At 42.1% G+C, this 24,978-nt stretch carries 30 protein-coding genes; 19 read left to right on the top strand and 11 right to left on the bottom strand.

Going from position 1 to position 24,978, the window contains the following annotated elements:
• Window positions 1–35: 35 nt before the first annotated feature.
• Window positions 36–533, bottom strand: coding sequence for a phosphatidylglycerophosphatase A family protein (locus AC1DVK_RS11990; protein WP_061465470.1), 498 nt, complete (start codon window positions 531–533; stop codon window positions 36–38).
• Window positions 534–733: 200 nt separating this feature from the next.
• On the opposite strand from AC1DVK_RS11990, the gene yutH reads away from it, so the two are divergent.
• The 5 genes from yutH (at window position 734) to thrB (ending at window position 6,244) form a co-directional block, all read left to right on the top strand.
• A complete protein-coding gene (gene yutH, locus AC1DVK_RS11985) occupies window positions 734–1,735 on the top strand; it encodes a spore coat putative kinase YutH (protein WP_061465469.1) in 1,002 nt (333 codons plus the stop codon).
• A 108-nt stretch (window positions 1,736–1,843) separates the two neighbouring features.
• Window positions 1,844–2,758: a L,D-transpeptidase family protein gene (locus AC1DVK_RS11980; RefSeq protein ID WP_477626553.1), complete on the top strand. Its 915-nt coding sequence runs from the start codon at window positions 1,844–1,846 to the stop codon at window positions 2,756–2,758.
• Window positions 2,759–2,946: 188 nt separating this feature from the next.
• Entirely contained in the window at window positions 2,947–4,245 is a 1,299-nt protein-coding gene (locus tag AC1DVK_RS11975) for a homoserine dehydrogenase (protein ID WP_089361880.1), read from the top strand.
• Complete coding sequence (gene thrC / locus AC1DVK_RS11970) at window positions 4,242–5,303, top strand: threonine synthase (protein WP_061465467.1); 1,062 nt, start codon at window positions 4,242–4,244, stop codon at window positions 5,301–5,303. The genes AC1DVK_RS11975 and thrC overlap by 4 nt, the downstream gene beginning before the upstream one ends.
• Complete coding sequence (thrB, locus tag AC1DVK_RS11965) at window positions 5,300–6,244, top strand: homoserine kinase (protein ID WP_089361878.1); 945 nt, start codon at window positions 5,300–5,302, stop codon at window positions 6,242–6,244. The genes thrC and thrB overlap by 4 nt, the downstream gene beginning before the upstream one ends.
• Window positions 6,245–6,437: 193 nt before the next feature.
• Here thrB and AC1DVK_RS11960 read toward each other — a convergent pair whose 3' ends face one another.
• On the bottom strand, window positions 6,438–6,674 hold the full coding sequence (locus AC1DVK_RS11960; RefSeq protein WP_034310199.1) for a NifU family protein: 237 nt from the start codon (window positions 6,672–6,674) through the stop codon (window positions 6,438–6,440).
• Between the two features lie 173 nt (window positions 6,675–6,847).
• Here AC1DVK_RS11960 and AC1DVK_RS11955 point away from each other — a divergent pair, with 173 nt between their 5' ends.
• A complete protein-coding gene (locus AC1DVK_RS11955) occupies window positions 6,848–7,171 on the top strand; it encodes a YuzD family protein (protein ID WP_089361877.1) in 324 nt (107 codons plus the stop codon).
• Window positions 7,172–7,269: 98 nt separating this feature from the next.
• Here AC1DVK_RS11955 and AC1DVK_RS11950 read toward each other — a convergent pair whose 3' ends face one another.
• Window positions 7,270–8,337, bottom strand: a complete 1,068-nt coding sequence (locus AC1DVK_RS11950) for an NAD(P)/FAD-dependent oxidoreductase (RefSeq protein ID WP_061465464.1) — start codon at window positions 8,335–8,337, stop codon at window positions 7,270–7,272.
• 301 nt (window positions 8,338–8,638) lie between these two features.
• Between AC1DVK_RS11950 and AC1DVK_RS11945 the strand changes: the two genes are divergently transcribed.
• Window positions 8,639–8,875, top strand: a complete 237-nt coding sequence (locus AC1DVK_RS11945; protein WP_061465463.1) for a YuzB family protein — start codon at window positions 8,639–8,641, stop codon at window positions 8,873–8,875.
• A gap of 67 nt (window positions 8,876–8,942) precedes the next feature.
• Here the strand turns inward: AC1DVK_RS11945 and AC1DVK_RS11940 are convergent, their stop codons facing one another.
• Window positions 8,943–9,635 (bottom strand): DUF2225 domain-containing protein, encoded by a 693-nt coding sequence (locus AC1DVK_RS11940; RefSeq protein ID WP_477626574.1) that lies wholly within the window; start codon window positions 9,633–9,635, stop codon window positions 8,943–8,945.
• 230 nt (window positions 9,636–9,865) lie between these two features.
• Between AC1DVK_RS11940 and AC1DVK_RS11935 the strand changes: the two genes are divergently transcribed.
• Complete coding sequence (locus AC1DVK_RS11935) at window positions 9,866–10,228, top strand: HesB/IscA family protein (protein WP_061465461.1); 363 nt, start codon at window positions 9,866–9,868, stop codon at window positions 10,226–10,228.
• A 215-nt stretch (window positions 10,229–10,443) separates the two neighbouring features.
• On the opposite strand, the gene AC1DVK_RS11930 is transcribed toward AC1DVK_RS11935, so the two are convergent.
• Entirely contained in the window at window positions 10,444–11,436 is a 993-nt protein-coding gene (locus AC1DVK_RS11930; RefSeq protein ID WP_061465460.1) for an NAD(P)/FAD-dependent oxidoreductase, read from the bottom strand.
• A 464-nt stretch (window positions 11,437–11,900) separates the two neighbouring features.
• Between AC1DVK_RS11930 and AC1DVK_RS11925 the strand changes: the two genes are divergently transcribed.
• From AC1DVK_RS11925 to AC1DVK_RS11910, 4 genes are all read left to right on the top strand, one after another.
• A complete protein-coding gene (locus AC1DVK_RS11925; RefSeq protein ID WP_410862071.1) occupies window positions 11,901–13,118 on the top strand; it encodes an NAD(P)/FAD-dependent oxidoreductase in 1,218 nt (405 codons plus the stop codon).
• Window positions 13,119–13,363: 245 nt separating this feature from the next.
• Window positions 13,364–13,846, top strand: a complete 483-nt coding sequence (locus AC1DVK_RS11920; protein ID WP_410862072.1) for an NUDIX domain-containing protein — start codon at window positions 13,364–13,366, stop codon at window positions 13,844–13,846.
• Between the two features lie 108 nt (window positions 13,847–13,954).
• Complete coding sequence (locus AC1DVK_RS11915; protein WP_061465457.1) at window positions 13,955–14,272, top strand: YuiB family protein; 318 nt, start codon at window positions 13,955–13,957, stop codon at window positions 14,270–14,272.
• A gap of 49 nt (window positions 14,273–14,321) precedes the next feature.
• Window positions 14,322–15,098 (top strand): 3D domain-containing protein, encoded by a 777-nt coding sequence (locus AC1DVK_RS11910; RefSeq protein ID WP_477626552.1) that lies wholly within the window; start codon window positions 14,322–14,324, stop codon window positions 15,096–15,098.
• 64 nt (window positions 15,099–15,162) lie between these two features.
• Here the strand turns inward: AC1DVK_RS11910 and AC1DVK_RS11905 are convergent, their stop codons facing one another.
• Together AC1DVK_RS11905 and AC1DVK_RS11900 are read right to left on the bottom strand one after the other, a co-directional pair.
• Window positions 15,163–15,951, bottom strand: coding sequence for a cobalamin-binding protein (locus tag AC1DVK_RS11905; RefSeq protein WP_089361873.1), 789 nt, complete (start codon window positions 15,949–15,951; stop codon window positions 15,163–15,165).
• A 9-nt stretch (window positions 15,952–15,960) separates the two neighbouring features.
• Window positions 15,961–16,443, bottom strand: coding sequence for a divergent PAP2 family protein (locus tag AC1DVK_RS11900; RefSeq protein WP_061465453.1), 483 nt, complete (start codon window positions 16,441–16,443; stop codon window positions 15,961–15,963).
• 275 nt (window positions 16,444–16,718) lie between these two features.
• Here AC1DVK_RS11900 and AC1DVK_RS11895 point away from each other — a divergent pair, with 275 nt between their 5' ends.
• Window positions 16,719–18,224: a leucyl aminopeptidase gene (locus tag AC1DVK_RS11895; RefSeq protein ID WP_410862074.1), complete on the top strand. Its 1,506-nt coding sequence runs from the start codon at window positions 16,719–16,721 to the stop codon at window positions 18,222–18,224.
• Window positions 18,225–18,285: 61 nt separating this feature from the next.
• Here AC1DVK_RS11895 and AC1DVK_RS11890 read toward each other — a convergent pair whose 3' ends face one another.
• Window positions 18,286–18,615 (bottom strand): YuzC family spore coat inner layer protein, encoded by a 330-nt coding sequence (locus AC1DVK_RS11890; RefSeq protein ID WP_410862075.1) that lies wholly within the window; start codon window positions 18,613–18,615, stop codon window positions 18,286–18,288.
• A gap of 321 nt (window positions 18,616–18,936) precedes the next feature.
• Here AC1DVK_RS11890 and AC1DVK_RS11885 point away from each other — a divergent pair, with 321 nt between their 5' ends.
• The 6 genes from AC1DVK_RS11885 to AC1DVK_RS11860 all read left to right on the top strand — a co-directional run bounded on the left by AC1DVK_RS11885 (window position 18,937) and on the right by AC1DVK_RS11860 (window position 23,841).
• Window positions 18,937–19,686: a GTP cyclohydrolase II gene (locus AC1DVK_RS11885; protein ID WP_089361870.1), complete on the top strand. Its 750-nt coding sequence runs from the start codon at window positions 18,937–18,939 to the stop codon at window positions 19,684–19,686.
• Window positions 19,687–19,700: 14 nt separating this feature from the next.
• Window positions 19,701–20,801 carry a bifunctional diaminohydroxyphosphoribosylaminopyrimidine deaminase/5-amino-6-(5-phosphoribosylamino)uracil reductase RibD gene (gene ribD, locus AC1DVK_RS11880; protein WP_477626551.1) on the top strand — a complete coding sequence of 367 codons (1,101 nt, stop codon included), beginning with the start codon at window positions 19,701–19,703 and terminating at the stop codon, window positions 20,799–20,801.
• Between the two features lie 16 nt (window positions 20,802–20,817).
• Window positions 20,818–21,912 carry an FAD-dependent monooxygenase gene (locus AC1DVK_RS11875; RefSeq protein ID WP_477626550.1) on the top strand — a complete coding sequence of 365 codons (1,095 nt, stop codon included), beginning with the start codon at window positions 20,818–20,820 and terminating at the stop codon, window positions 21,910–21,912.
• A 15-nt stretch (window positions 21,913–21,927) separates the two neighbouring features.
• Window positions 21,928–22,491 carry a 5' nucleotidase, NT5C type gene (locus AC1DVK_RS11870; RefSeq protein WP_427088108.1) on the top strand — a complete coding sequence of 188 codons (564 nt, stop codon included), beginning with the start codon at window positions 21,928–21,930 and terminating at the stop codon, window positions 22,489–22,491.
• Between the two features lie 139 nt (window positions 22,492–22,630).
• Window positions 22,631–23,023: a hotdog fold thioesterase gene (locus AC1DVK_RS11865; RefSeq protein WP_089361867.1), complete on the top strand. Its 393-nt coding sequence runs from the start codon at window positions 22,631–22,633 to the stop codon at window positions 23,021–23,023.
• A gap of 98 nt (window positions 23,024–23,121) precedes the next feature.
• Window positions 23,122–23,841: an MOSC domain-containing protein gene (locus tag AC1DVK_RS11860; protein WP_284469343.1), complete on the top strand. Its 720-nt coding sequence runs from the start codon at window positions 23,122–23,124 to the stop codon at window positions 23,839–23,841.
• 54 nt (window positions 23,842–23,895) lie between these two features.
• On the opposite strand, the gene mnhG is transcribed toward AC1DVK_RS11860, so the two are convergent.
• The 3 genes from mnhG to AC1DVK_RS11845 are packed head-to-tail and all read right to left on the bottom strand — an operon-like array spanning window position 23,896 to window position 24,978.
• Window positions 23,896–24,234 carry a monovalent cation/H(+) antiporter subunit G gene (gene mnhG, locus AC1DVK_RS11855; protein WP_061465444.1) on the bottom strand — a complete coding sequence of 113 codons (339 nt, stop codon included), beginning with the start codon at window positions 24,232–24,234 and terminating at the stop codon, window positions 23,896–23,898.
• Complete coding sequence (locus AC1DVK_RS11850; protein ID WP_061465443.1) at window positions 24,218–24,502, bottom strand: Na(+)/H(+) antiporter subunit F1; 285 nt, start codon at window positions 24,500–24,502, stop codon at window positions 24,218–24,220. The genes mnhG and AC1DVK_RS11850 overlap by 17 nt, the downstream gene beginning before the upstream one ends.
• On the bottom strand, window positions 24,502–24,978 hold the full coding sequence (locus tag AC1DVK_RS11845; RefSeq protein WP_318682487.1) for a Na+/H+ antiporter subunit E: 477 nt from the start codon (window positions 24,976–24,978) through the stop codon (window positions 24,502–24,504). The genes AC1DVK_RS11850 and AC1DVK_RS11845 overlap by 1 nt, the downstream gene beginning before the upstream one ends.

Genomic DNA, 24,978 nt, shown 5'->3' with positions numbered 1-24,978 from the left:
AAACAGTGAAAATCGATGAAATGAATTATGGCTTACTACTCTGCATTTTCGGTTCTGTGGGCAAGCCGGCTTGAAGCGGCAGCTGCAATTGCTCCAACAATATCATCTAGAAAGGTATTTACCTTACCTGTGCTTTTATCGTTCAAATATTTTAAGATACCCGGCTTTTGCTTATCGATGAAACCATAATTAGTAAAGCCGATGGATCCGTAAACATTCACAATAGAAAAAGCTAATATTTCATCAACCCCATATAGGCCTTCATCTATTTCAATGATGCTTAGCAAGGGTTCCTCGAGCAGTTTTTTCTCGGCTAGAATATCCAACTGTATGCCGGTCAGTATGGCATTTTGGACCTCGCGTTTTGAAAGGACACGTTCTACATTATGAAGGCAATCGGCCATTTGGAGATTTTCATGGTAACCTGATTGTAAATACATGACAAGTTCAGCGATATCCTCCAATTTCACTCCTCTTTCAATTAACCATCTTCGAGCCGTTTGTTCAGAAATTGATTGTTCAATATTAGCCATGTAATCACCCATTTCTCTATATTTTAAAGGGATAGTTCTAATGCCGGCAGTTTTTAGTTGATCAAAATGAAAACCCATGTTTTAATGCGAATTTCCAATAAGGTTTCGATAATCATTCAGAAAACGGATTATTCCACATATATATAAGTATATGATGTCCAATATTTCTATTATATCCATTTAATGAGGGGGGCCATTCCATGATAGAAGAAATCATTTTTAATAATTATGGTATACAGGTAGGGCTTGAAGAAACCAATAGCAGGTTTCCAAGCTTCCGTTCAGGGAATATGGTTTACAGCATCGTTCCCATTGGAAATATGGAGCAGGAGGAATTAGTGGAACGGCATAAAATGTCTCAACACCTGATTTCACAAGGAGATCGCTACGTATCGGCCTTTGTCCTTGCCAATCATGGAAGTTTTGTTTCGGAAGCGGATGAACAATTATTCATCCTTCTTGCCAATCAGGCTTTAGATGGCCCGAAAAATTTCAACCCAGGAAGACGGCTGGCAAGATTTCACCAGCGTGGGAGAAATATTACTGAAACGATTCGAACATGTTCAAGGATTGGTAAATGGAAAGAGTTATGGGAACAAAGGATCGATCAGTTAGAAATGATTTGGAGGGATAAGCTCAATGCCCATCCTGATAACCAGTTTGAAAAATTATTTATAGAAACCTTTCCCTATTATATGGTACTTGGTGAAAATGCGATTCAATATTTGGTCGACACGGAAATTGATGATGCCCCGCAAATTGTCGATAGTGGAACAGTATGTTATGAACGTTTTTTACATGATACCTGGAAAAGCAATAAATGGATGAAAAATCCGTTTGATTGGGTGTTCGACCACGGCACCAGGGATGTGGCGGAATGGGTGAGGGAACACTATTTTCAAAATGTACATACCCATCAGAAAGGCATTGGCCATTTCTTTCACGAATATCAGGCTATAGAACAATTCTCCAGCTTTTCAGCCCGGTTGTTATATTCAAGAATGCTATTTCCCATTCATTACTTTGAAACAGTAGAAGAGTATTTTTCAAAAACGACGGAATCAAGGTCAAATGAATTGGAGGACAAAATATCGTCGATCACGAAATCCTCCCAACAATATGAATCATTCCTCAAACATTTTTATGAATTGGCGGAAGTTCCGGCCAAGCAATATAATTTACCTCAAATTGACTGGATTTAGGAAAGAAATATGATCCATCCTTAATTACTATGTTATGATGATAACGAGATTTTTTTGAATAGTTAGATATTTAAAGTGAATTACTTAAAGATGTGGAAAGGTGAGTCCATGAAAAGATTGATAATGGCGGCCCTTTTATTCCTTTTAGTCATCCAGACGACAAATCTTGCGAAAGCTGAAACGAAAATAAGTTGTGAAGCAACTCAATTCAAGATTGTCATGAAGTCTACTACTGATATGAAAGAAAAGGCGTCGGCTGCAAGTAAAACATTAAAGAGTTATAACAAAAATAAAGAATTATCGGCAAGTGGGAGAACTGGAAACTGGTATAAGGTCTGTCACTCAAAAAAGACTGCATATATCAAGATGGCAGATGCAAAAGAGGTTTTCAGTTCCGATGAAAAAACCCTTCTGAAGAAATTCGATATGAGAAAGGGTGTTAACCAGGTTGTATCGGTAAAAGGGAGATCGATGAGTGATACGGAGGTCACGATCAAAACGTATGAAAAGAAACAAGGTGAATGGAGACGGGCATTAAAGGGGATGGAAGGCGTCATTGGGAAGAACGGCTTCACGAAGAGCAAAAAAGAGGGCGATGGAAAATCCCCGGTTGGGATTTTTTCATTTGGTACTGCTTTTGGAAGCGAAACGAAGCCGGCCGGTATGAAAATGAGCTATAGGAAAACGACCAATTATGACTACTGGATTGATGATCAAACATCAAAGGATTATAACAATTGGAAAACCTATAAAGGGAATCCGGCTGATAAATGGAAGTCTTTCGAAAGGATGAATCATGAACTATATAAGTATGGGGCGGTCATCAATTATAATACGAATCCCATCATAAAAGGAAAAGGCAGTGCAATCTTTCTTCATATATGGAGAGGGGAAACAATGCCGACGGCGGGATGTATAGCCACTGCCGAAAAGAACGTCCTCAGTATACTGAAATGGATGGATCCCTTGCAAAAGCCACATATAGTAATGGGTACAAATGATTCATTAAAGAGCGTTAAGTAATAATCTTCAAAATGGTTTTCCCATGAAAAATTAGTGTTATCCGTTCTTACTCATTCAAGGGATGGACAAAAAAGTTCGTACATCCATCTTTTCTAACTATTGATAATTATATGAATTAATCTTATAATGTCTACTATACAAATACAAATGTTTTCTTCAGGTAAACAGTTCTTAAGGGGGAACCAAATATGAAAGCCATCTCGATCGGTTTATTAGGGTTAGGTACAGTCGGATCAGGAGTCGTACAAATCATCGAAAGTCATCAGGACAAGCTCACGCATCAAGTGGGCTGTTCCATATCCATTAAGAAGATTCTAGTCAAAGACACGACGAAGGAGCGGCTTGTCGATATTGAAAAAGGTATGTTAACTGACAATCCTGAGGATATCCTTTCGAATCCCGAGATTGATGTTGTAATTGAAGTTATGGGTGGAATTGAAGAAACACGCGGTTATCTGATTGAAGCAATAAAAAATAAAAAGCATATCGTTACGGCCAATAAAGACCTAATGGCTTTATATGGACCGGAACTGCTGGAATTGGCCACCGAGAATCAATGTGATTTATTCTATGAAGCAAGTGTTGCAGGCGGAATTCCGATTTTACGAGGTCTTGTCGATGGATTATCTTCTGACCGCATCACGAAAATGATGGGAATCGTCAATGGAACGACAAACTTCATTTTAACGAAAATGAGCAAGGAAGGCAGAGCTTATGATGACGTATTGAAGGAAGCTCAGGAGCTGGGATTCGCTGAAGCCGATCCTACAGCCGATGTAGGAGGATTGGATGCTGCCCGTAAAATGGCGATACTATCCACTCTCGGGTTCTCAATGAACATTGGCTTGAATGATGTGGATGTACAGGGCATCACCGAGATATCCGAAGAGGATTTGAGATATAGTAAAAAGCTTGGCTATACAATGAAGTTGATTGGCGTTGCTTCTAGGGCAGGGGATAGGGTCGAAGTGAGCGTCCAGCCTGCACTTCTTCCGGAGTCACATCCGTTAGCATCGGTAAATAATGAATATAATGCGGTATACGTTTATGGTGAAGCTGTAGGGGAGACGATGTTTTATGGACCAGGAGCGGGCAGTTTACCGACCGCGACTGCAGTCGTTTCGGATATGGTGACGGTCATCAAAAATATGAGGCTGGGCGTAAATGGCCGTAGTGCGGTTTCACCGCAATACCCTAAACAATTAAAAGCTGCAACTGAGATCTTCGCTAAGTTCTTCATTCGATTGCATGTTCAGGATGAAGTTGGCGTTTTAGCCCGAATCACGAATTTATTTGCCGAGCATGGGGTAGGGTTCGATAAAATCCTTCAATTGCCGCTGGATGAAAAGGAATCTTCCGAAATCGTATTAGTTACGCATACTGCCACATTGGCTGCGTTTGAGCAAATAATACAGAAATTACATGATTACAATATGGTAAAAGAAGTGAAGAGCACATACAGAGTTGAAGGAGAGGACATCAAATGAGCTGGCAAGGACTTATAAGCACATATAAAGATTTTTTACCTGTCAATGAAAATACACCTGCACTATCCCTTTTGGAGGGTAATACACCTTTAATTAGACTGAATCGATTATCTGAAGAGTGGGGAATCGACTTACATGTAAAATATGAAGGGGCGAATCCAACTGGATCTTTTAAAGACCGCGGAATGGTCATGGCCGTCGCCAAAGCGATCGAAGCGGGTAGCGACACGATCATCTGTGCTTCTACTGGGAATACATCGGCTGCTGCCGCAGCTTATGCCGCTCGTGCCAACCTGCGCTGTATCGTTGTCATTCCAGAAGGCAAAATAGCAATGGGCAAGCTCGCTCAAGCCGTTATGTACGGAGCGGAAATCATCTCGATCGAAGGGAACTTCGACCAGGCTTTAAAAATCGTCCGTTCACTTAGTGAGAGCTCACCGATAACTCTTGTGAATTCGGTCAACCCATATCGAATTGAAGGGCAGAAGACCGCGGCTTTCGAAATTTGTGACGCTCTCGGCTCTGCACCGGATATATTGGCGCTCCCAGTCGGCAATGCAGGTAATATCACGGCTTACTGGAAAGGGTTTAAAGAATATAATGAATCGAAACAAACGGGCCTTCCTGAAATGAGAGGGTTCGAAGCGGAAGGTGCGGCTGCAATTGTCAGGGATACCATTATCGAAAACCCCGAAACGATTGCAACTGCCATCCGGATTGGTAATCCAGCCAGTTGGAACTTCGCTGTGGAAGCAGCAAATGAATCCAAAGGTAAAATTGATGAGGTGACAGACGAAGAAATTCTGGAAGCCTATCATTTCCTCGCTAAAAAAGAGGGAGTATTTGCTGAGCCAGCATCATGTGCCTCCATTGCAGGCATCTATAAACAATTAAAAAGCGGTGAAATCAAAAAAGGAAGCAAGATCGTTGCTGTACTTACAGGAAATGGATTGAAAGATCCGAATGTGGCAGTCGATACAAGCACGATTCAACCGACATTGTTGCCAATGGATGAAGAGGTCATTTTAGAACATCTGCAAGGTGTGAACCAGGCATGAGTGCAGATTCCGAGATGTTCTTGATCCGTGTACCAGCGAGTACGGCCAACTTAGGACCAGGATTCGATTCCATCGGCCTGGCCTTAGGACTTTACTTGGAAATACACGGATCTACATCAGATCATTGGGAAGTCGTTCCCCTCTCAGAAGAGATGTCTGTTTTTCCAAGGGATGACCGTAATTATATCGTCCAAATTGCCAAGAAAACGGCTGCCTTTTATGGAAAGGAACTATCCCCATGCCGGCTTTTCGTCTCTAGTGAAATTCCACTGGCACGGGGGCTTGGAAGCAGTGCCTCTGCCATTGTAGCTGGTATTGAATTAGCGAACATCGTTGGTGAACTCCATTTATCCGATGAGGAAAAGAATAGGCATGCTTCCCTCTTTGAAGGGCACCCGGATAATGCAGGGGCATCTGTGTATGGTGGAATGGTTGTGGGTCTGCATACAGAGGAAAGAACGGATGTCGTTTCGTTTCCGATCGAAGGAGTTAAGGTGATTGCAGTCATTCCTAATTTTGAATTGCTTACTGAGGATTCAAGAGATGTCCTTCCTAATTCGCTTTCCTATAAAGAAGCGATAAACGGAAGTGCAGCCGCTAATGTTTTGCTTGCGGGAATTTTATCCAAAGATTGGAAGATTGTTGGTAAAATGATGCAAAGCGATCGTTTCCATCAACCCTATAGGGCGCGCTTAGTCCCTCATTTAGCACTTATAGAAGAAGTTGTCCATAAAGAAGGCGGAATTGGTACAGCCCTAAGCGGAGCAGGTCCTACTGTTTTATGCTTGGCATCCGCAGAAAAATGTGAAAGTGTGTTCACGGGACTGAAGGGGAAATTTCCGGAATTTCTTGTGAAAGAGCTGGAAATCGATAATGATGGCAGCCATACGGCAATCCTTTCGGAACAAGAAAAAAAGGAATTGAAATTTTTGAAATCGTAAGCCATGCTTGATTTAAGTAGATTATAAAAAAGCTGACCCGCGTCAAGCCGTATCAAATCATTTGATAGGGCAAAAGCCGAGTCAGCTTTATTTTATAACAGTCCAGAAAAGGTTCCGGTCTGCACGAAAAAGGTTGAACGTTTATAGATGAGGTGATCCTTCATCCATACGTTGCATGTTATTTAAAGGGCTATTAGAAAACTTGTTCAACTTCCACTACACCAGGGACTTCTTCAAGAAGGGCACGCTCAATCCCAGCTTTTAGCGTAATGGTCGAACTAGGACAGCTCCCGCAGGCTCCTAGTAATCGTAATTTTACAATTCCATCTTCTACGTCAACTAGTTCACAGTCACCGCCATCACGAAGAAGAAACGGACGAAGTTTATCTAGGACTTCTTGAACTTGAACTTCCATTGTTTGTTCAGACATTGCAATCGACTCCTTTCCTAATCATATTATAATGCGAAGGTAGTAAAAAATCCAACTGTAACTTTGCGGAAATATAATCTATATTATTCTGGTAAGATGGAAACAGGTGAATTTTTCTTAAAAGTATTCAAAATGAAGTGAAAATATTAAAATGATGGAGGTAGAGTATAGTAATGAAAGAAATTGAGATAGAAGTGTATGGAGCGGAGCAAATTTGCGCGAGCTGTGTAAATCTCCCCTCTTCGAAAGATACTTGTGAGTGGCTTGAGGCTGCATTAACGAGAAAGTTCCCTGAGCAGAAATTCAAAATAACCTATATAGATATATACAATCCTCCAGAAAAGGTGAAGCAAAAGAGCTTTGCCATGAAGATGATCGAAGAAGATTTATTTTATCCACTGGTCCTCATTGAAGATGAAATTATTGAAGAAGGAAATGTGCGGCTCAAGAAAGTGGTAGAAACTATGGAAAAACATGGATATACAATACAGGTGTGATATATAATGGAAGAAAAAAGAAAATGACCCAAAATAAGCTGCGCTCAGCTCATTTATGGGTCATTTTATAAAATGTAATCGCATAAGAAGGTTTGGAATCAACCGTTATGGTATTTATACATCCAGAGAATGCCTGATTTCATTAATCGTGCCACTCTTCCCGTAATAGGGCGGTTTGCAACAAGACCAAAACCTTGTTTCTTCCCAAGAGAGCCTAATGTCCCTTTTAATTTCATGGTAGGGAAGCTTTCTGGAAGTGGTTCATTTGCCCATTTTTTCACAAGGACCTGGACGATTTGCTCAGCTTGGGACTCTGCTAATTGAGCACTAGGTGCATGAGGCAGGCTTGCACAGTCACCGACCACAAAGATGCTGTCATTAGTAGGAAGGAAATGCTGAGGAGTCAGAACCGCTCTTCCTTGACGGTCTTTTTCAATATCCATATCACGGATGATTTTGCTTGGCTGAATTCCAGCTGTCCAAACGATGACGTCACTTTGAACTGCTTCGTCGCCATTATAAAGAAGGTTTGGCTCAACTTTGGTTATATTTGAATGATGGACGATATCGATTGTATGTTTATCGAACCAAGACTCGACAAATGTGCTTAATCTTTCTGGGAAAGCAGATAGAATATGCGGTCCACGGTCAAATAGCTTAACGTTTAAATCTGAACGGCTTTCAATCAATTCACTTGCAAGCTCAACACCGCTAAGTCCGCCACCTACGATAGAAACGGTTGCACCAGCCCCTAAATTATTCAAAGCTGAATATGTGCTGCGTGATTTATCGATTGTTTGGATACTATAGGTGTGTGTGTCTGCTCCAGGAATATTGTGGTATTTATCTTCGCAGCCAAGGCCGATGACTAAATCATCATAAACGACAGGGTCTTGATTTTCTATAATGACTTGTTTATTTTCCATATCGATGGAAAGTACTTCTCCGTATACGTTCTTCAAGCGAGGATGTTCAGGAAATGCAACACGGATGTGCTGATCAGGAATGGTACCTGCTGCTAAAGCATAATATTCCGTTTTTAAGCAGTGATAAGGATTACGGTCGATAAGCGTGATGCTCACATTTTCAGGAAGCTGATTAGGCAGCAATCTTTGCAACATGCGCATACCACCATACCCACCACCAAGTATGACTAAATTCTTCATATTATTTTCCCCTTTATTTGATCTCTTAAAAATTTGATAAATGCTCACTTGTGAAAACAACTATCCCATTATAGGATTTCCCCAAATGAACCTTTTAAGTTTATTTAAATATATATACCCCAATAGTAGTAAGAATAAAAAATTAATTAATATTCTTTTTTACGTACCCCGACAAAAGTATAACGAATATAAAAGGAAATCACAACCTGTATCTTAAAATCGGCTTATTTTATATGCGTAAATATTGACTGTAATTGGGAAAAGTAATAAGATGGTTTGTTAGTAACTGTGAGGTGAAACAATGTACCCGATTATTGAATTTTGTGTAAGCAATCTGGCTAGCGGTGCTCAAGAGGCTCTGGAAAGATTGGAGCGGGATCCGAATTTAGATATCTTAGAATACGGTTGTTTGGGATATTGCGGCAAATGCTCCAGTAACTTATATGCGCTTGTAAACGGTGAAGTGGTTTCCGGTGACACAACGGATGAATTGGTAGATAAAATATATAAGTTCATTGATGAATTTGACATGTTCTAATCATCAACAACGTAAAAAGGCTGTTCCTGCCTGGGACAGCCTTTTCATTGCCTTATCCATTCATAGCTCAAGCAACGGGTGGGGAGTTGCCCTGTTCTTGCTTAATTTCCTGAAAGCGGTCCCTGGCCATCTGGATGATGGAGGTTTCACGGGCATTTCTTTGTCTTTCTAATACTAACGAAAAATACTTGATTGCTGCCTTTTCATTCCCTATTCTCTTTGAGATGTCGCCAGCGAGATATAGGATTCTGGCTTCAGATACCTGGGTACCGCTGAAGTCCCCTGTTGAATAGGATGCTTCATATTCCTTAAGTGCGAATCTCAAAAACCTTTTTTCTTGTTCCTTGGACCGATTGATCCTATTTAGCCAGGCAATCCGTAAATGGATTCCGGCCAGGATAATATGTTTTTCCTTTTTTAAAGCCCCGCAATAACTAGCCAGCTTGTAAGTATTGATGGCGTCTTTAATGGATCTCTCATTGCTGAAATGATGGGGAACCCACTTGGAGCTTACCTTTTCCATAATGATTTCCTTTGTGGCTTGAGGGAAGTACCGGGAGAAATCATCGGAATAGGAAAAGCCGCAGTGAGGGCAAACAAAAATATTATAGTAAAGGGCATTAACGGCTGAATCAGCATAAACGGGGCAAAAGTCCGTGTCATATTTTGCTACTTTTACAAAATGCGATCGTACCCTTTTTGTGGTTGATTTTTGTTTGCATAGAAGGCATTCCATGTTTTTGTCATATAGAGGCTGTATATCTTCGATGGAGATTACCTCCCTTACTTTAAATTTTTTTGTTGGGTCAAAATATTCAGTCCTATATACCCATAAACCTTATTATAAACCATTTTTTAAATAATGTTGGTAAAATAGGTGCGGGAATATGAATTTTTTCAAGCCGGAAAATTGAGCGTGGGAAATTCTTTGGTATATACTATAAAGAGAAATAGTTCTATCTCACTTATAAGAAGAAGGAGGGATTTATTGTGAGTGAAGTTGTTCAAATAACGGAAGCTGCTGCTTTTCAGATAAAAGAAATGATGAAACAAAATGGTGAAGAGGGTTCCTTTTTAAGAGTGGCCGTCAAAGGCGGGGGCTGCAGTGGATTATCCTATGGAATGGGTTTTGAAAATGAGCCCGGAGAGAAAGATAGCCAGCTGGAACAGTTTGAAATTAAGATCCTTGTTGATAACGGGGATGCAGATATATTGAATGGAACGGTAATTGATTATAAACAAACGATGATGGGTGGAGGCTTTACGATCGAAAACCCAAATGCCATCGCTTCATGCGGTTGCGGGTCTTCCTTCAAAACGGCAAAAAACGCCGGTACACCGGAGAATTGCTAATAATTTCTGTTCATTTGGAAAAGGGGGGCACTTTAACAAGTGCCCCCCTTCAGTTTGTTTGGGTTGAAGGGCCATGAAGGTCGAATAAAATCGTGAACGGTCGAAAGAAGTGCGGGAAAGGACGAAAAAGTGCTCCGATGGAAAACAGTTATCCACAATCATCGAATTGGGTACAAAAAAAACCGGCCATGAAAGCCGGTTTTTGCGTACTATAATTAAAACATGGAAGAACTGTGCATGGGCTGGACTTTTGCTTTTGGGTCAATATATTGCTTGGCGTGATTGACAGCAGTGGGGGCCTCGCCAAAACCACTTGCGATTAATTTGACTTTGCCATCATATGTTGCGATATCTCCGGCTGCATAAATTCCTGGAATATTCGTTTCCATTCTTGAATTCACCAAAATACTATTCTTCTGGATATCAAGTCCCCATTCCTTTATGGGGCCAAGAGAAGAAACGAAGCCGTAGTTGACGATGACTGCATCTACCTCCATCGTCTCTGTATCTTCACCATTTGTATCCTTGATGACAACTGTATGGATCCGGCCGTCTGTACCAATCAACTCTGAAGGTATGTAAGGAGTCTTTATATCAACTTTTGAATTTTTAAGGTTTTCTACACTATGTTCGTGGGCACGGAATTTATCTCTTCTGTGAATGATGCTCACTTTCTCGGCGATCGGCTCCAGCATAAGTGCCCAGTCCACTGCTGAATCCCCACCTCCGAAGATCACCACTTTTTTGCCAGCAAAATGATTGAGGTCATCGATGAAATAGTGAAGGTTGCTGCTTTCATATTTTTTTGCATCATCAATTTCGATGCGGCGGGGTTGAAAAGCCCCATTTCCAGCTGTGATGATAATGGTTTTGGAATAATGGATTTCTTTATCCGTCGTTAACTTGAAAACTCCATCTGCTTGCCTTTCCACTTCTTGAACGGCTTGCTCCAAGACAACAGTCTGTTCAAACTTTGCCATTTGTTCTTTCAAATTATTCACTAGCTCCTGAGCACGCACCTTGGGGAAACCTGCGATATCATAGATGTATTTCTCAGGATAAAGGGCCGACAATTGTCCGCCTAATTGCGGTAGGCTCTCGATGATTTTTACGGATGCCTGCCTCATGCCGCCATAAAATGCAGTAAATAATCCAACTGGGCCTCCGCCAATGATGGTGATGTCATAAACTTTTTCGTTAACTTCCAACTTTATCCCTCCGATATACTAGGTTTGCTGAAATTTATTCTCTTATTTTAACATAGATAATCTTTTAAAAAACGGAGAAAGATTAGAAAAGTGAGAAAGTTTTGACTATAGCGGGACGGTTACATTATGAATACTGTTCACCCCCTTTCATAAGTGGGTAAAAATACACTTTACCAAGGTTGAACATATAGTATGAATATGGTCCTTCACGGGGTGAAAAGCATCGTTTTTCAGCTTTATTTTCACGCGAAAAAGTTCGGTTTGTTACTTGAAAAAGGTATGGAAAAAGACTAAAATTTACTTAGACATCATTAGTGAATTTTTTATGACAATTTCGAAGTATTACGTGAATTACGTCACAAATGTATAAGAGTGCTTTTTATAATGGAAATTAAAAAGATAGACAATAGATTTTAGTTATGGAAAGCATCACAAGAAAATATCGTAAAGGTGGACGAATACTTTTGAAAAAGCCAACTATCGTTGTTTTAGGAGCAGGTTATGGTGGACTGATGACTGTTACTCGCTTACAGAAGGCATTAGGTCAAAATGAAGCTGAAATCGTATTAGTTAACAAAAATGATTACCACTATGAAACAACATGGCTGCATGAAGCATCTGCTGGTACGCTTCATCATGATCGTGTGCGCTATCCAATCAAAAGTGTCATTAACGGCAGCAAAGTTAAATTCATCCAAGATTCTGTTTTGGAAGTGAAAACAGAAGACAAAAAAGTCATCCTTGAAAAAAGCGAAATTTCTTATGATTACCTAGTGATTGGACTTGGACCGGAATCGGAAACATTCGGGATCCAAGGACTAAAAGAATATGCTTTCTCTATCTCCAACGTGAACACTGCACGTGAAATCCGTGATCATATCCAATTGCAATTTGCTACGTACAGTTCTGAGGTCGAGAAAAATGAAGACCGCTTGACGATCGTTGTTGGCGGAGCAGGATTTACGGGTATCGAATTCCTTGGCGAATTAGCTAACCGTGTACCTGAACTTTGTAAAGAATACGATATCGATTTCCAAAAGGTTCGTATGTACTGTGTAGAGGCAGCACCAGCCGTCCTCCCTGGCTTCGATCCGGAATTAGTGGATTATGCAGTTTCCTACCTTGAGAAAAAAGGTGTGGAATTCAAAATCGGTACACCGATCAAGGGGGCAACTCCTGAAGGTATCATCGTCGCAAGAGGCGAAGATGAAGTGGAAGAAATCAAGGCGGGGACCGTTGTATGGGCAGCTGGCGTGCGTGGTAATTCAGTGATTGAAGCATCAGGTTTTGAAGCAATGCGCGGACGTATTAAAGTGAACCTTGACATGCGTGCACCGGGTCATGACGATATTTTCATCGTAGGGGATTGCGCGTTGATCATCAATGAAGAAATTAATCGCCCATACCCGCCTACTGCACAAATCGCCATGCAACAAGGTGAAGTCATTGCGAAGAACCTGACTAAATTGGTTCGTAACGAAAATGACCTTGAAACGTTCACTTTCGAAAACAAAGGAACGGTATGTTCACTTGGTGATGACAATGCGATTGGAGTTGTATTCGGCAAGAAAGTTACAGGCAAGACTGCATCATTCATGAAGAAAATGGTTGATAACAGAGCATTGCTAATGATTGGCGGAGCTTCCTTGGTTGCTAAGAAAGGTAAATTCAACGTCCTTTGATTTTTTCGATATATAAGTGATGGCCATTTGGGGATTGTCCCTGAATGGCCTTTTCAATGGCATCTATCGATGAGCGTGACATGAAGCGGAGACGGGGAGTATGCACCTATCGTGGAATATAATGGGGGTAAGGATGACGAAGCACTAGATTAAATAATCCTCCCCTTTGACCGCTTTGACATTACGTATGTACTCTAGCGGTTTGGAGTTTACACTACTTATAATGAATGTAGGTGAAGTGGGTTTTGGTGGAAAGATGCAAGAATGTTTGGTTGGCAGTGTCCGGCCTTGTGATATCTGATAAAGGCGAGTGGCTGGTCGTGAACAAAAGGTATGGCGGATTGAAAGGGCAGTGGTCGCTTCCGGCAGGTTTTGTCAAAAATGATGAAACCGTTGATGAAGCTGTCGTAAGGGAAGTGTTGGAGGAGACGGGCATTCATACAGAAATCGAAGGCATTGTTGGTGTTAGAAGCGGAGTCATCAAAGGGGATATAAGTGATAATATGTTGGTATTTTTACTTAAACCGATCAGTTTTGAAGTCACTGCTCAATTGGATGAGTTATATGAGGCTAAATTTTATGACCCTGATTTACTCATGCAAGAGGGGAAGCAATCGTTATTATTGGAACAGCTTTTAGCTTTTAAAAAGGAAAGAGTGCAGACGATGCTTGATGGGTTGAATCCGGGAAATCATTTTGGCTATACATCATATAAATTATTCATGTAATTTGGGTAATTATCTTTTCTTCGGTATTATTTGGCATTAAGTCGTTGACGTAGCAATTATTTTTTCAGTAAACTAAAGGTGTCGCTTTTAAGGAGGGTCAAGAATAACATGCCATTGCCTGTTTTAATTATCTCAATACTCTTATTTTTTATATTGTTTTTCGGAATTGGCTTTTTGCTGAATATGCTCTTTCGTTCTTCTTGGATCATGGTCATCTTATTTCCAATCGTCTTCATCATCATTGTCAATGAAACAAAGCTAATAGAATACTTTAGAAATCCGGGAATATCTTTTTCTAATCTTGGAACGAACCTTACAGCCCTGCATACGGCAGACATCATTATTTTATCAAGCGGGCTGCTTGGCGCGGTTTTAGCTGGTGTGGTCATCAGGATTCTAAGGAATAAAGGATATCAAATGTTTTGATAATGGGAAGGGCCGTCATTTATGGACGGTCCTTTTTTTGTAAGAAAAATTGGATCTTTTCATGCTTTATGAATACTTTCACTCTGGAAAGGGAACAAATATCCTTGTGAGAGGAGTGGAATTAATACATATGAAGATTGTAAAGGCATTATTTTTGAGGGTTGCTATTATCATATTATTTATCTTGGCCATCGATTCAACCTTAAATCATGTTTTTGGGGCTATGCCTGAAGATCATCCTTTTGAGGGGGCAATGAGACAACATCAAATGCTTGGTCTCGAATATAAAGCGATCCATAGCGGAGGTCAAGTGGCAACGCTAATGTCATCCGCATCCACGGGCAATGGTGGTCCTACGACGATATTGGAGGCAATCGAGCTCTTGAAATATCCGAAGCATGAAGTTTTGGCTACAGGTTATACAGCAGGGTATGAATCAACGGGAAAGTACCCGGAGAGCCCATCTTATGGAATCACTTATTCAGGTGTGAAGGTGAAACGGGATCTATTTTCAACCATTGCCGCTGATCTTGCCGTATTTCCCCTCGGAACCATCCTTTGGATTCCGGGCTATGGATATGGGGTTGTAGCGGACAAGGGCGGGGCGATCAAAGGAAACCATCTGGATCTATACTATGACACCGTACAAGATGTGTACGAGAAGTGGGGAAAGAAAACCCTTGAAGTATATGTTGTGCAAAAAGGGAGCGGCGAGTTATCTGAAGAACAGCTAAACAAGTTGAATGAAACCAAGATCAGGCAAGTATTCAAGCCTAAAATCGCCGGAAAAACATTGAACGAGAATGTATCTTCCTTTGCTTTTTAATGAAATGATGGAGTTAAAAAAGCTGCCACGATTGGGGCAGCTTTTTTGTTCATTCGAAACGCCCTTAAGCCAAGCCTTTGTACTCCTCAGGATGCAGAGTCATTGCCAATTTTGACAGCCCATCCAGTAAACGGGGGGAAGGCCGGCAGAATAAGGGTTCTTCCATAATGTGGATATTATTAGCTCGGACTGCCTTCATATCGGCCCAACCTTGCCGTTTCTTGACAAGCGCCGGGTTGACTTTTCGTAATGGGACACCGACCCAAGCTAAGCAAATATGGTCGGGATCCTTTTTCTGAACCTCTTCGGACGTGACTTGAATGCTTGCCATTTCCACATCTTCGAAAAGATTATATCCTCCCGCAAGAAGGCTGATCTCGGATAACCAGTTAACTCCCCCAGGGCTGAATAAGGGATTTGGCCACCATTCCCAATATAGGGACGGCTTTGTTTCGATTTTGTCGGCGACATTTTTATATTGAAGGATGGCATCCCGGAATTTTGCTGCCTGCTCCTCTGCTTGATCATTAAGATCCATGGCCCCGCCCAAGGTCAGCAAATCCTTTGCGATATCTTCAAGTGATTGCGGATTGAAGATGATGTGAGGGAGGTTCCGTTCTTTTAATCCTTCAATATTTTTTTCCATACCCGGTACACTAAGGGAAGCCAGCACCAAATCGGGTTTCAGTGATTCTACATGATCGATATCAATCGATAAATCCGGCCCCACTCTAGGAAGGTGCTGTATGGTTTCAGGCCAATCAGAGTAGTCATCGATAGCGATCAGCTGATCTTCTATCCCAAGATATGTGCAGAGTTCCGTATTGCTGGGGCAAAGAGAGATTATTTTCAAATTGACCACCTACCCTTGAAAGATGAAAAAGTGAAGTGCCAGTGCAATGAATACTCCGGTCAAGGCTCCGAAAAATACCTCGATTGGCTTATGGCCCAACAGTTCCTTTAATTGTTGCTGTTTCTGTTTATCCGCTTTTTTCTGCCAGTTTTTTGCTTGCTCGACTAATGTATTGAAGTCCGTGACGAGCTGGTTCAAGACGGCTGCCTGTTCTCCTGCCTGCCGTCTTACTCCTGTCGCATCGAACATCGTGATGACGGCAAAGATCGCGGCAACGGCAAATACAGGAGAATCCATTCCGGTCTCAATCCCTACTGCTACGGTTAAAGCTGACACAGCCGCAGAGTGGGAACTTGGCATACCGCCTGTGGAGTTAAGAAGTGACCAGTTAACTTTACGAAAAGCTATGAAGTGGATGGGCACTTTAATGAATTGAGCAAAGAAAATGGCAATCAATGCTGCGATTAAAGGGAAGTTGAGAAATAATTCCAAGAGTATCAGCCTTCTTTCTAGTTATAAGTAACGATGAAATCCATATATGGGTAAATAAGAAATCCTGCTCGGTACAAGGCCCTTATTATTAGTTCCATTCAGTCCTGTCGATTCCCTGCTGGTTATTAGTATTAAATATGATCTTCCTTATACTATTACTCTAAAGTGGCACATTCTAAACAATATCCCTTGTTAATATTATTTTCATGGGCCTAATTCGAAAATTTCGAAAGATTTCGTTATAATGAAGGTATTCGAATGGAGGAGGTAGCAGAATGTTCACAGTAAAAGATTCCTTGAATATAGATTTGATTGACGAATGCCTGATTCTAGGCGTATTTGACAGACCCGTAAAATTCACAGGCATAGGGAAAGAGGCAGATGAACGATTAGATGGTCAGCTAACCGAGTTAGTGAAAGCGGGAGAAATCCCTTCCAAGAAAAAATCAGTAGTTAAAATACATACATTAGGTAAATTAGGCATAAAGAGATTGATTTTTGTAGGTTTGGGCAAGGAAAAGGAGCTATCCTTTGAAACGCTGCGCGAAGCATTTGGAAAAGCGCGTAAAACAATCAAAGAATCCAGGCTTGCGACGCTATCGATTGCTCTGGATACATTCACGACCGAAAACCTGGATGCATTGGACGCAGCGCATGCTTGTTCCGAGGCTTTTGAACTTGCTTCCTATAAGTTTGACGGATACAAGCAAAAATCGAACCAGGTCGAAAAAAGCCTTGAATCGATTACGGTTTACAGTGAATCGGATAAAGAAGAGGTCGGGGCCGCACTTCATGTAGGGAAAGTCTTCGGAAGGGCGACGAACTCTGCAAGAACATTGGTTAACACACCAGGCAATTTGTTGACTTCCACGGATATGGCGGATTATTCATCTGCTTTGGGCGAACGTTATGGCTTTGAAGTGGAAATCCTGGAGAAGGAGGATATGCTCAAATTGGGAATGGGAGCCCTTCTTGCTGTCAATCAAGGTTCCGTTGAACCTCCGAAAATGATCGTCCTGAAGTACCAAGGTAAAGATGAATGGAAAGATGTTATCGGGCTGGTTGGTAAAGGCATCACATTCGATACCGGTGGATACTCATTGAAAACGAAGGCCGGAATCGTTGGAATGAAGACGGATATGGGCGGTGCCGCAGCTGTTTTAGGTGCAATGGAAATTATCGGCGAATTAGGGCCGGATCAAAATGTCGTGGCTGTCATTCCATCCACTGATAACATGATCAGCGGTGAAGCACTCAAGCCGGATGATGTGATCACTGCCATGAGCGGCAAGACGATAGAGATATTGAATACGGATGCGGAAGGCCGGCTCGTTTTGGCGGATGCCATAACTTACGCTAAACATCATGGTGCCGACTACCTTATTGACGTTGCTACTTTAACGGGGGGTGTTATAACGGCCTTGGGCATGGATATGACGGGTTCAATGACCAATGACGCAGAATTCTATGAACAAGTGGTTAAAGCCTCAGAGGAGGCCGGGGAGCCTATGTGGAGATTGCCTATTACAGAAAAGGACAAAGAGCGGGTACGCAATAGTAAAATAGCGGATTTAAATAATTCACCTGGCGGGGCAGGACATGCCATCATGGGTGGAGCCTTTATAGGCGAATTTGCCGAAGACACTCCGTGGGTCCATCTGGATATTGCCGGAACATCCACAACCTCGAGCAGCTCCGAATTGTGCACGGCGGGGGCGACAGGTGTGATGGCACGAACGCTTGCACTATTTGTTGAAACCTTTGAATCGAAAACAAAATGAACCAAAAAGGATCCGAAGCCGAAAATAGGCTTCGTTTTTTTTACAAAAAAGGTGTTGGACGTTATATATCCCTCCATTTCAAGCTGATGATGATATGACAATTTTCATCCCCTGTTTTGGGATAGAAATCAAAACGGATCCCATCAGGGTTATACTTGATATCAGGTTCGTTTTTAATCCCTATCTTTCGGATCATATCAACCACTAAACTATTATTCGATGCTTGGGCGGCAGTCATCAACCTGTTTGAGAAAGGCTTGGATGTGGCTAATGTATCCATGACTTTTTTTACATCAAGCAATAAAGCTTGCGATGACTTTGCCGATTTAACTAACAGATCTGGATTGGTTGCCGTGTATGGACGCAATGTTCCTTCCAGTTCCCGGTTCATGTTCACTGACCCTACGGGAAGCGGAAATAGGCCATGGTCATATAAAAAATAAGGGAAATCCTCCAAAAGGTTTCCTTCCTTTCCTAAAGTCTGTCTATAGACACGTTTTCTTTATACGTTAAAATATGTATAAAGGCCAGCCGTTATGATTACGGATTATGGATAACCCTTTTCCGAAAAAAAATCTTCTTGAATTTATGAAGAAAGACACACTATTATTTGTAAACTGCTTCATTGACAGGTATAGTGTATAGTAATATACTTACTTACCTAAAGTAAGCAGAAGGCACACTATAAAATTATAAAATAGGTGATGTTAACATGAAAATAACCCAGCAAACAAAAGACCTTTTAATAGATAAAATGAATATTCTTAAAACCCCGGGAAAGGCTGATATATGCCTAGTGGGGCCTGTGAACCTTCCTATTGAACAAGGAGAATTCTCAACGGTTTTTCAATGGTATACATGGCTCCAGCTCGATGGCGAGGATAATGACAAGGAAGCGGTGCTTGATTCGCTTTCGGAAGCCAACCTTGCTTTTGGCCAGCAATCCTCCGTGTTGGTGTATGGGGATTTTAAAAAGTCGGATGATGCACTGGTCCGGATGCATAGCATCTGTCACACAGGTGATATCTTTGGCAGTAAACGCTGTGATTGCGGCTACCAGCTCCACCAATCGATGAAGATGATAGCCGAGCATGGGTGCGGGGCCATTTTTTACCTTGCGGACCATGAAGGAAGAGGGATCGGCCTTTTTTCCAAATCTCTTGCATATTTACTTCAGCAGGAAGGTTATGACACGGTCGAGGCGAATCAGGCTTTAGGATTCGAAGACGATACGCGGTCTTACGAGGGAGCCATTCGAGTGCTGAAGGAACTGCGTGAGGATCCGGTCACTTTAATTACGAATAACCCTAAAAAGTTGGACGCACTTATGAAGCATGGACTAGCGGCAAAGGACCATATCCCGCTTTGGGGCGGTTTGACGGAAGATAATAGTTTCTATCTGGATACAAAGGTCAAGAAGTCTGGACACATACCACACAAGAAGCCAACTTTGATTGTATAAGGAGAGCTAAACGCATGAATGATGATCAATATTACATGAAGCTGGCACTGGATTTGGCGGCAAGTGCTAAAGGAAAGACGAATCCAAATCCAGTTGTCGGTGCAGTCATAGTTAAAGACGGTGTGATAGCCGGGACAGGAATCCACCGTAAAGCGGGTGAACCGCATGCAGAGGTACATGCTTTCAAAATGGCGGGTGAGTATGCAGAAGGGGCAACGCTATACGTGACTCTTGAGCCGTGTTCCCATTATGGAAAAACCCCTCCTTGTGCAAATTTAGTGAAAGAATCAGGTGTACGGCGGGTTGTAGTGGCTACGCAAGATCCGAATCCGGAAGTTGCGGGCAGAGGTATATCGATCATAAAGGATGCAGGCATTGAAGTGGAAGTTGGCGTCCTGGAGAAGGAAGCTCAAAGACTGAATGAGCGTTTTATTCACAATATGCTGACGAGCCGTCCATTTGTCATTTCAAAGTATGCGATGACACTCGATGGAAAACTTGCAACACACACAGGCCATTCAAAATGGATAACAGGAGAAGAATCCCGTCATTCCGTTCATTTGCTCCGGGATGAGGTCGATGCCATTCTCGTTGGAATCGGGACTGTTTTGGCCGATGATCCATCACTTACGACCAGACTTCCGGAGGGCGGAGGGAAAAATCCGATCCGAATCATTTTAGACAGTGAATTACGTGTTCCAATGGAAGCCAATGTTGTCCAGGTATCAGATGCGAGGACCATGATCGTAACGCAGGATCATGCACCTGCCGATAAAATGGCAGCTCTACGTGAAAAAGGGATCGAATTCATTTTCGTCCCCAAAAACGATTCGGGCCTGAATTTAAGGACCTTGATGGAAGAGCTTTATAAAAAGGGGATTACGGATGTCTTGCTGGAAGGTGGAAGCGAAGTGAATGCTTCTTTCCTGAGGGCAGGGCTCATCGATAAATACTTGATTTATATAGCTCCTAAACTATTGGGCGGACGAAACTCACTAACACCGTATAGTGGAATGAATGTAGATACGATGGATGAAGCGATGGATGTTTCCTTCTCTGGCGTGGACATGTTTGGAGAGGACATACGCATCACGGCTTATCCTAAATTAAAATAGACAACAGGTGATAGGCATGATGGTTAAGTCAGATGTATGCATAGTCGGATCGGGGCCTGGAGGAGCGCTGCTAGCCTATCTATTGGCCAAACAGGACATTTCAGTCGTCCTGCTCGAGAGGCATTCTGAAGTTGCACGGGAGTTCAGGGGCGAATTCCTGAACGAAGAAGGAGAAGGCATTCTGAAAAAGCACGGTTTATTCGAGAGTGTGGAAAGGCTTGGCTTGCTTAGGATGGAACAAATTGAATATTGGCATGACGGCCAAATGTTTAAAAGGATTTTCCCAGAATTGCCGGTAGATCATGTTGGGATACATGTCCCTCAGAATCATCTGCTTACTGCTATATTGAGTGAAGCTGAAAAGCTGGACTCTTTTCAATTGATGATGAATACGAGGGTTACGGACTTGATTCAGAATGAAATGGGCCGGTTTTCGGGTGTTAAGGCCCGAAAGGATGGAAATGACCTGGAAGTGCATAGTTCATTGATAATCGGAGCGGACGGCAGATTTTCCATGGTTCGAAAAAAAGCGGGGATACCAGTAGTTATTAAAAATCATGGCTATGATTTACTGTGGGCAAAAATTCCCGCTCCAGAGGGGTGGAAGCCCTCGATCAAGATGGCATTGGTCAATGACTCCCAGGTTGCCCTCTTCACCCAGGCTGGAGGTTTCATCCAAATTGGATGGAATATAGAACATGGTTCATTTCCCCATTTGCGAAAACAGCCCTTTGAGCCATTCATTGAAGATTTGCTTATCGCCTTTCCTGAACTAAAAAAGGTTGTGTGTGAAAATATCCGCTCTTGGAATGACTTCATTTTATTGGATGTTTACAGCAGCTATTGTGAAACGTGGACAAAGGATGGCGTTGCTTTATTGGGTGATGCAGCACATACGATGACGCCTACGGGTGCGTTTGGACTCAATTGTGCCATGAAAGATGCCGATATATTAGCCGATCTTATTAAAGGATGCATCATGTGGGAGGATACTTGCTTCCTTGGACTTAAAATCGCTGAACCGGAAAGAAAAGCCGAAATTGAAAGATTACAGGCCATGCAGGTGGACAAGGAAATTTCCTTCGCAGCACAGTTTGCCGCTAATGTTTGAATAGGAGTGAAGGATATGAAATTCGGTTTTGATATTGACGATACCCTTATTAATTTGAGGGAGTTCGCTTTCCATCTTTATAATAAAAAGCTTGATATGAACATAGAGTTAACGAAATTCAGAGCTTTAAAGACGTTAGAGATCCATGAAGCTTTCGGGCTTGATAAAGAGGCTGGGGGCAAGATGTGGAACAGCCTTGCCGAGGAAGTGTATTATTCATCCTGTCCAGCCTTCGAGGGAGCAGTGGAAACGCTGCAGGAGCTTGAACGCGATGGCCATGAAGTCTATTACATCACAGCCAGAAAAGCGGAGCATGGTGAACGGACGAAAAAATGGTTGATTGAAAACGGCTTTCCCGTTAAGGATGACCAATTTTACTGCGGCATGAAGGATCATGAAAAAATTGATACGATTCGCAGATTGGAATTGGATTATTATTTTGATGATAAACCGGCAGTGCTGGAAACTTTATTGGATATCCCAACGAAAGTGTATGCAATGGATAACTCCTATAACAGGGATTTGGATATTCCAAGACTGACAAGCTGGTTTGAATTAAAAGAAATACTCTCCAAATAATCGAATTCTCATAATGAGGGATGACTTGAATAGACTTGAGTCATCCTTTTTATGTATACTATAATGAATGGTTATTCATTTTTTGGAATTTAAGAATCAATTCGTTGTAGAAAAAAACATAAGAGTTGGGGGTATTGGGATGGAGAGAAATATTGAAAGTTCTTTGATAGGCACGCTTGGGATAGAAATGAAGGAAATCAGTGATGGGAAAGTCATTGCGACGATGCCGGTGGATGAACGAACTAGGCAGCCGTATGGATTATTGCATGGGGGGGCGTCCGTTGCCCTTGCGGAATCCGTTGCGAGCTTTGGCGGAATCCAGCTTGTAGATAGGACAAAACAAGCTGTCGTCGGTCTTGAAATCAATGCCAACCATGTAAGGAGCGTCCGTTCTGGTTTGGTTACAGCAGAAGGGAACATAATCCATCGCGGGAAGACGACGATGGTATGGGACGTGAAAATCCGTGATGAAGAGGATCGTCTTATCTGCATTTCACGCTGTACATTGGCCGTTATCGACTTACCAAAGTGAATCAGGGAACTATCGCTTTGAAATGTAACGTAATGATTTTACAGTGTCCGGCTTAAGTATAATATGGCAGTAGACTATTGTTTGGAAGGAGTTTTCTTATGCTGGTTGGTCATATACAAGAAATCACCCGCCATCCTGTAAAATCATTCACCGGTGAGCATGTACAGAAAACGAAGGTGATGGACTATGGGCTATATGGAGATCGCAGTCATGCCTTTAAAGACAAGCACGGGAAGTTCCTAACGATAACCCAAGTTCCTGAAATGGTCCGTTATCAAGCTGTTTTTTCTGGTGAGGAAACCCTTGAACAATATCCGGAAATAAAAGTGAAGACCCCTTCAGGAAACGTGCTGGCTTGGGGTGAAGAGGCCTTTAAGGAGGAAATGGAACGGTTGTTGAAACAGGAGGCAACATCCGTTGTTTATCCGCCTGCACATATCCCGTTCGGTGCGATTGAGGAAGAAAACATCCTGCTTGTCAGTGATGCCTCGATTGGCGAATTGAAAAAGCTTTGGGGAAAAGAAGTGGATGGCAGGAGATTCAGGCAAAATTTGGTGCTATCTTTAGTGGACAAAACACCCTTTTTAGAAGAGCAATGGTTCGGAAAAAGGATTCTGATTGGAAATGATGTAGAATTGGAGATAAAAAGGCATTGTGAGCGTTGTATGATCATAACAGTCAATCCAAGCGATTCCCAAAGAGATTCATCACTCTTGAAAACTGTCGTCAAGGAAAGGAACAATCATTTTGGCGTATATGCCTCGGTCATCCGTACGGGTGAAATCAGTTTAGGGGACCAAGTATTTTTAAAGGATTGATACTTGAAAAGAGCTGCTCCTGTAATCAGGGCAGCTCTTTTGCAATGGCAGGAATCACCGGGTTTTCCTTAAATCATCCTGGACACTTCGATCCCACATTTTAACGCCTGAATGGTAAGCCGAGCGATTGATTAAATGCCCGGCAACAGGGCTGGTCATGAAGATAAAGATGATCGCGAGCACGACCCGGAAATCGAAAAGGCTATGTTTATAATAAAAATATAACAAGGTGCCAATCAGGATGAACATGATTCCAAGTGTCGAGCTTTTTGAGGCAGCGTGATTTCTTGTATAGACGTCGGGCAGACGGATGACTCCGAAAGCCGAGACTAAAAAGAGAAAGACCCCCATTAAAAGGAATAAGGCTGATAGTATTTCAACGATTGCGGTCATTTTCGATAATCTCCCCTTTCTCAAGGAATTTGGCGAAAGCGACCGTTCCGATGAAAGATAGGATTCCGAGCAGAAGAATGGCTTCCAGATAAGCGCTTGTATCCATGACAATGGATACAAGTGCAACGATTGCGATAAGATTTATTCCCATCGCATCGAGTGCGACGACCCGATCCGGTACAGAAGGCCCTTTGATTAAACGGTATAAGAATCCTATCATGGAAAGCGAAACACCGAGCAACGCGATTTTAAGTATAAGATCGAACATTATTTGCTCACCTCCATGATCGCCTTTTCAAATGTATTTTTAATGCTGTCCACGGCTTCTTCTTTGTCGGCAATATCCATCGCATGGATATAAAGAATCCGATTATCCTCCGATACTTCAACGACAAGTGTTCCTGGTGTCAGTGTAATTAAATTCGATAGTATCGTAATTTCCCAATCCTTAGTTAGCGCGGTTTCGAATGCGAATATGCCAGGTCTCATATCAAGGCTCGGTTTAAGCACGACCTTAAGGACGCTAACGTTGGAAAGTAAGAGTTCCCTTGCGAATATAAGCAGCAATTGAACGACGGCATTCACCCTGTTCAGGTAAAAACGGCCATTGAAAAAATGACGGAAGACGAACATGATGCCGAGCCCCAATACATATCCGATGATAAAAGTGCTCCCGTTAAACTCATTTTTCAAAAACATCCAGATAAACGCAAGGAACACATTCAGTAAAATTTGGAATGACAT

Source organism: Peribacillus sp. P4_B1 (assembly GCF_056402395.1).
The sequence above is the reverse complement of the archived record's forward strand: the minus strand, read 5'-3'. Positions and strand labels throughout refer to the sequence as shown.